Annotated in this window: 5 protein-coding genes; 2 read left to right on the top strand and 3 right to left on the bottom strand. The window is 47.4% G+C overall.

Annotated elements, in window-relative coordinates; all coding sequences use genetic code 11:
* Positions 1-951: 951 nt before the first annotated feature.
* From BLW97_RS15345 to BLW97_RS15335, 3 genes are read right to left on the bottom strand one after another with little or no spacing between them, the layout of a single operon-like run.
* Entirely contained in the window at positions 952-2,064 is a 1,113-nt protein-coding gene (locus BLW97_RS15345) for a hypothetical protein (RefSeq protein WP_075323830.1), read from the bottom strand.
* A gap of 27 nt (positions 2,065-2,091) precedes the next feature.
* On the bottom strand, positions 2,092-2,418 hold the full coding sequence (locus BLW97_RS15340; protein ID WP_024894654.1) for a ribbon-helix-helix domain-containing protein: 327 nt from the start codon (positions 2,416-2,418) through the stop codon (positions 2,092-2,094).
* 9 nt (positions 2,419-2,427) lie between these two features.
* Positions 2,428-3,060 carry an AAA family ATPase gene (locus tag BLW97_RS15335; RefSeq protein ID WP_024894655.1) on the bottom strand — a complete coding sequence of 211 codons (633 nt, stop codon included), beginning with the start codon at positions 3,058-3,060 and terminating at the stop codon, positions 2,428-2,430.
* A gap of 710 nt (positions 3,061-3,770) precedes the next feature.
* Here BLW97_RS15335 and BLW97_RS15330 point away from each other — a divergent pair.
* Entirely contained in the window at positions 3,771-4,061 is a 291-nt protein-coding gene (locus BLW97_RS15330) for a CopG family ribbon-helix-helix protein (protein WP_075323829.1), read from the top strand.
* Entirely contained in the window at positions 4,058-4,345 is a 288-nt protein-coding gene (locus BLW97_RS15325; RefSeq protein ID WP_227485342.1) for a type II toxin-antitoxin system RelE/ParE family toxin, read from the top strand. The genes BLW97_RS15330 and BLW97_RS15325 overlap by 4 nt, the downstream gene beginning before the upstream one ends.
* Positions 4,346-4,783: the final 438 nt, after the last annotated feature.

Raw genomic sequence — 4,783 nt, 5'->3', positions numbered from 1 at the left:
ATCGGACAACTGGGTTTCATCACCTCCTCCCCCCCAGACCAACGCATAATCCCTTTCCCGCTTGTCTCTTTGTCGTTCAGCCGGGCTTTTGCCCATTTTTAAGAACCCCCAAAACGGTTACAGGAGCAGAGCATAAACCGTGACTGTAACGACCACAAGAGGAATCGTCCTAACAGTTGACAAAGAGCTAATCAGAAAGCCGACACAGAATCCTACTGTAAAGGCCCAGAAACCGCCCCAGAACCGACGTAAATCCTATTCCGGTACATTTCCATCACTCAACCACCAAAATAACGCCCTACGCCAAATTTACCCCTCTTTTGTAAAACTAGAGGGGGAGCCACTGCCGTAGGCAGTGGGGGACGCAGTCCCCGAAGGGGGTCGACCCGGCAAGCCGTAGGCGCGGACAGGGGGACCAGCAGGGTCCCCGCCGGGTTAGGTTTGTGCCCGGCGCCGTAGGCGGCAAGTGGGTGCTCATTAAAATAAGGGGGATGCCGGGTGGGACACGCAGACGGACGCGAAGCGTCCAAAGGCGTGGGTTCGAGTCGGCGGGGGCGAAGCCCCCAAGAGACGGCGGCGGAGCTTGCGAAGCCAAGGATAATAAAAGGTTAATTAAAAGGATAAAAAGGATAGGGGCTGGTTAATTCGAGTTTTATTGTTAAAAAACAAAACGCTGAAAAAATGATGTGCGACCTGGATAACCTGCTATGTATATATTTTACAGTGTGTTTGGCTATAAATTGTGGTGATCACGATCGCTAATTTCTTTTTGATCACAACCCGCGACCTGAATAACCTGCCTTTAGCGAAACCCGCGACCTGAATAACCTGCCTTTAGCAAAACTCGCGACCTGGATAACCTGCCTAAAAATGACGTGCGACCTGGATAACCTGCTATGTGCGACCTGGATAACCTGCTATGTGATTTCTATCCCCTTGTTGGAAAATTTCTTAAATTTCATGGGGTGAGTCAGATAATTGAGATTCCGCCGCATTTCTACGTCTCCGGTTAGCCGCTTTTTGCTCTTGTGCAAACTCACTGGTTGGAAATATAGTGTAGACGACATCCTCTAGCTTTCCTCGAACGCCACGCTTTTCCACTTTCTCAACCAAGGAAACCGCCCCAAGAGATTTGATCTCTTCCCACGCTTCGTTTAAAGCAGCCAGAGCATCACGTTGGCGTGAATACCCATCAAGCAAAACACTGTCTCTTTTAATTGTACTTAGATTAATCTGGAAACTATTTGTAATTGATGCTTGCGTGTATTTTAACACCAGCTGACTAATTATCCACCGTGCAAGCTGTGAATTACACTTCATCAGGCGCTGATAATTAAATTGTCTATATGTAATATGATTTATACTGTTAGTGACAAGACCATGAAACTGAACAAACCATTTTGCCTCTGGATCTTCTGCTCTTTTTTTTCTATTAACCTTTGCTAAGGCTGGAAAGTATGGTTGGGATATCATATTTGGGTCATTAGGATCTGATTCAGCATCAATTACTGCTAGATATGAATAATGCAATATTTCAAGGCCTTCTACAATTCCGTTGTAAGTCATTGAATGGCCGTGTTTTGCTAGCTCTGTACGTAATCTATGTAAGGTAAACGACACACCGCTCCGATAGTCTGGCGCATCGTAAAAACCCGAAAAACTCTCTGTAGCTAATTTACGTAATGTGTGCTCAATTAGTTCTTCGCGCGCGCTTGGATAATGTTCTATTGTATCACCTGTATAATTTCCGTTTTTATCTCTAATATCTATTCTAGCAGGTCTTATTTGTGCTATATAGTTCCGTCCCCTATATTTAAAGTCGACCTTTCTTGCAGGAAGAAAACCGCCAGGAAGGCGCAATTCATCCTCTTTCTTTCTTGATATAGAATAGCGTGGTATGCTATCCCATAAGTCAATAGCATTAGATAGTGCCTCCGATTCGCTGTCAGAGTTAACCAAAAAATCTTGGAATAAATTCAGTTGCTTATTGCTAAAGGCATTTTCTGGGACTGGTTTGATAGATTGCATATTTCTTTTTTTTGGGGGGCGTGTCTTAGATTCCATGGCACATCTCCTTTAATTTATAATGAACTAATTTGTTTTCTTTGTAGAAAGAGATAGCGGAGAGATTGTTGCTATTTGTGGTTTGTGCCGCCTAGCAAAAACAGCATTTATACCTTCAGCAATAAGTGATTGAACGCTTGTTCTTTCTCGAGCCGCTAATATCTTCAACTCTGTTTGTACCTCAGGTGCAAAATGTCCTCCAATCAAGACGCGGCCAGCACGGGATGGTGGCAATTTTTTTGTATGCTCGATATGCTCATTTTGCACATCAATCTGAATAGATTTCCCTTGTGCGTTGTCAGGATGTAGCTCTTGTTGTTTAAGTCCTTGTGATAATGGGTTTATTTTTGCCATGCCTCTCTCCTAAATGGTTAAAAGCGATAATGTATACATGTATACAAGGTTAGATTCTTCCGAAGCTTTCCCTTTTGGTTCATACTCTTGTGCTGTCATGCCGACATTTCCCGCATGTCGATGTGCTGCGCGGAGGTGAAGGATTGTAGGACAGACATTAAACCCTTGTTTCGTAATGTATGTTGCGGCATCTAATCCTTCTTTACCCTGTGTTGCTGCTTTACTTATTAAGAATAAAGCCGGCCGATCCCCACCCAATCTTATTATGTCATTTAGTTTTGGTAGTGTTTCAATAGTATATAAGTGAGGTTCTACGGGTATTACCGTTAAGTCTGAATATCGAACAGCTTCTACAGAAGCACTTCCTGCATGGGGAGGCGTATCAATCACCACAAAATTTACGCCTTGTGCCTTGGCGTTTTCTAAAGAAACCGACAAACGAGTCGATGGAATTGCAACAACCCATGGAAATTCGGCTTCACGACGATCGGTCCATTGTGTTGCAGTTGCTTGAGGATCAAGGTCAAACACGGCAACCTTGTTGCCTGCTTGAACAGCAGCCACAGCAAGAGTCAAGGCAACTGTAGTCTTGCCCACACCTCCTTTTTCTGCAATTACCGACACAACTTTACACTCTGACATGTATACACCTCGTTATGTCATAATGGATACTTGTATAAGTGTATTGTATGGCGGATATATTAGTCAATACAGCGATATATGCCTTATCCATCACAGAGGAGTGGCAGCCTCTCGTTTTTCTCGATGAGCACCATCGTCAATGACGTCGATCCAATAATTCCGGATAATACCGCAATTACAAGAAGCAAAAAGCCAAGCCTATCATGCTACGTGTATACATGTAATTATTACGACATGTTAACATATCAACATGTCGTAATGTATTAGCGTAGTGGTGCAGGAGTGTATCCACTTACTGCTTGCGGACGAAATCATCCCCGATCAATTCTGGGGATTTAGTCAAATCTCTGCCAACTCCTCATAAATTATTCGTCCAGGCACAAATGGATATGGTAGCGTAGCGCCCAACAATCTGTGCCTCATGAAACTTACTGAAACTTCAGATTAATGGCTTCTCAGAAAAGGCCCTGACTCAAAGAACTCTATTGTCAAGCAGGGCAGGGGGTCTCCTGCAGGGCATCGGCCGGCCGGCCCAGGCGGTGCAGCGCGCCCGAATCCCCGGGCATCCCTTGGGCCACCAGCCGGCCTTCCGCAGTGCGCAAGGCGCCTTCCGCCCTCCCTTCAGGACTTACGCGACACGGCAAAACAATTTCAGCGCACCTAGCATTGTGCTACGATGTATTTATCCTGTAACACATGAGGGCAACGCCATGAGCGAGTCTACCTTTACTTTCCGGGTCGATGAAGCGCTGAAATCCGAGTTCTCCACCGCAGCCAAAAACCGCGATCGCAACGCCGCGCAGCTCCTACGCGACTTCATGCGCGACTTCGTTCGGCAGCAGCAGGAAGCCGCCGAGCATGACGCTTGGTTTCGTCGCCAGGCGCAAATCGGCCTTGACTCAGCCAATGCCGGTAATCTGATCCCAGCGGCCGAGGTCGAAGCAAAGTTCGCGGTCAAGCGGGCAGCAACACGCCGCCGACTTGAAGCCTCCGCCGAATGATGGCGTTGTTCTGGACGCCAGAGGCGACACAAGACCGCGACGAAATCTATGACTACATTGAGGCCGACAACCCGGCCGCCGCATTGGCCCTTGATGAACTGTTTGCAGAAAAGGCCGGGCGTTTGCTCGATCATCCCGGCATCGGTCGGCCTGGTCGTGTCGCAGGCACTCGCGAGCTAGTGGTTCATCAGAATTACATCCTGATCTATGACGTCGCTGGCGACCTGGTGCGCGTGCTGCGTGTGCTACACGCTACCAGGCAGTGGCCACCAGGTCGGAGGTGAAAATGGCGGCCATCTGGCCGCCCTTGACCGTTTCATTCGCTCTTACATAGGCGAAGAACTGCGCTGTCCTCGATGCCCAATCGTCGTTTTCCAGCTAAAGAAGGCATGTAGTTCTCGTGATTTGTCGCCATACAGCTAATATTATGGCGTTAATGTCGCAAAACGGCTCATCTAATGATTATAGGCGGTCTATCACGATCACAGTGAGACGCCCATGATCAGCCTTGATACGGTTTGACCCACCCTCACAACCGGGCCAGCAGCTTCTGCCCGTCGGGACGCAAGGTGGAGCTATGCTCGAAAGTGGTGTACGGGCGCGTTACAACTGGCTTGAATGAGGTGGCGTACTGTTGCTACAAAGGGTTTCCGACTCAAAGAGCAACATAAGGAGTACGCCGTGGAAAAGAATACCGTAATAGCAGGTGGGATGGGAGAGTT

The organism is Acidithiobacillus albertensis (assembly GCF_001931655.1).
Taxonomy (GTDB): domain Bacteria; phylum Pseudomonadota; class Gammaproteobacteria; order Acidithiobacillales; family Acidithiobacillaceae; genus Acidithiobacillus; species Acidithiobacillus thiooxidans.
This window is presented reverse-complemented; position numbering and strand designations above follow the sequence as displayed.

What these genes read in the sequence shown, in the direction of transcription:
- BLW97_RS15345 (WP_075323830.1), bottom strand. Translation starts at nt 2,064, where the DNA reads ATGGAATCTAAGACACGCCCCCCAAAAAAAAGAAATATGCAATCTATC.
- BLW97_RS15340 (WP_024894654.1), bottom strand. Translation starts at nt 2,418, where the DNA reads ATGGCAAAAATAAACCCATTATCACAAGGACTTAAACAACAAGAGCTA.
- BLW97_RS15335 (WP_024894655.1), bottom strand. Translation starts at nt 3,060, where the DNA reads ATGTCAGAGTGTAAAGTTGTGTCGGTAATTGCAGAAAAAGGAGGTGTG.
- BLW97_RS15325 (WP_227485342.1), top strand. Translation starts at nt 4,058, where the DNA reads ATGATGGCGTTGTTCTGGACGCCAGAGGCGACACAAGACCGCGACGAA.
- BLW97_RS15330 (WP_075323829.1), top strand. Translation starts at nt 3,771, where the DNA reads ATGAGCGAGTCTACCTTTACTTTCCGGGTCGATGAAGCGCTGAAATCC.